Genomic DNA, 817 nt, shown 5'->3' with positions numbered 1-817 from the left:
TTGTGGGCATGGTGATGGACCCTTTTGGTGCTCTGATTTTGGTCTCAGGGCTTGTCGCACCGCTAGCTTATGAGCATGGAATTAACCCTATACATTTTTGGATGACCTGCCTGGTAGCGTTTGAGTTGGGTTACCTGAGCCCACCGGTCTCTTTGAACCATTTGTTAACACGGCAAGTGGTTGGTAGTCAGGAGGTTGATTTGGCACTAAGTGAAGGCGATAGTTTTTACTATCGCCATGAGCGTATCTTGTTACCGCTAATGGTGATGTCGACCACCTTATTATTAGTCGCCTTTACGCCGTTTATGTTTTACTAAACAGGCTATTTATTGCTTAACTTCAGCGTTAACAATTAGCTCACCTGATTTGGCAAACTGTAAGTGCAGCTGGAAAGTATCACCTTCCTTCAAGCTTGCCTTTAAGCCCATTAGCATCAGATGGTAACCACCTGGTGCAAGCTTTAAAGGCTGTCCCTTCAACAGCGCAATCTCTTCAACATGATCCATAGACATCACCCCATTAGACATTGAGGAAAGGTGTAACTCAACCATGGATGCCTGAGGGCTTGAAGCTGAAACCAGCGTATCGTCGATGGAACTGGTTAGGGTCATATACGCTGCAGTGGTTTTAACCATCGGCGGCAATAAGCGCACCCACTCACCTTCAACGCTTATTTCTGCACGGGCATGACCGGCAATCAATAATACCGCCATCACCGCAATTTTAAAAAAGTTCATCATCAACTCCTATTACCTTAGCTCGCTTGCAAAGACCTGCACATTACAACCAACCTTGCACGTTTTCATTTATTAAACTT

At 45.2% G+C, this 817-nt stretch carries 2 protein-coding genes; one reads left to right on the top strand and one right to left on the bottom strand.

Translation table 11 applies throughout. From position 1 onward, the window contains the following. Positions 1-317 (top strand): TRAP transporter large permease subunit (locus A3735_RS01935; RefSeq protein WP_156499322.1); only part of this gene is annotated, 317 nt, incomplete at its 5' end. 9 nt (positions 318-326) lie between these two features. Here the strand turns inward: A3735_RS01935 and A3735_RS01930 are convergent. Beyond that, complete coding sequence (locus A3735_RS01930; protein WP_068515970.1) at positions 327-740, bottom strand: copper chaperone PCu(A)C; 414 nt, start codon at positions 738-740, stop codon at positions 327-329. Positions 741-817 lie beyond the last annotated feature (77 nt).

Source organism: Oleiphilus sp. HI0061 (assembly GCF_001635675.1).
Note: the sequence above shows the minus strand (reverse complement) of the source record. Positions and strands in the feature narration are given on the sequence as shown.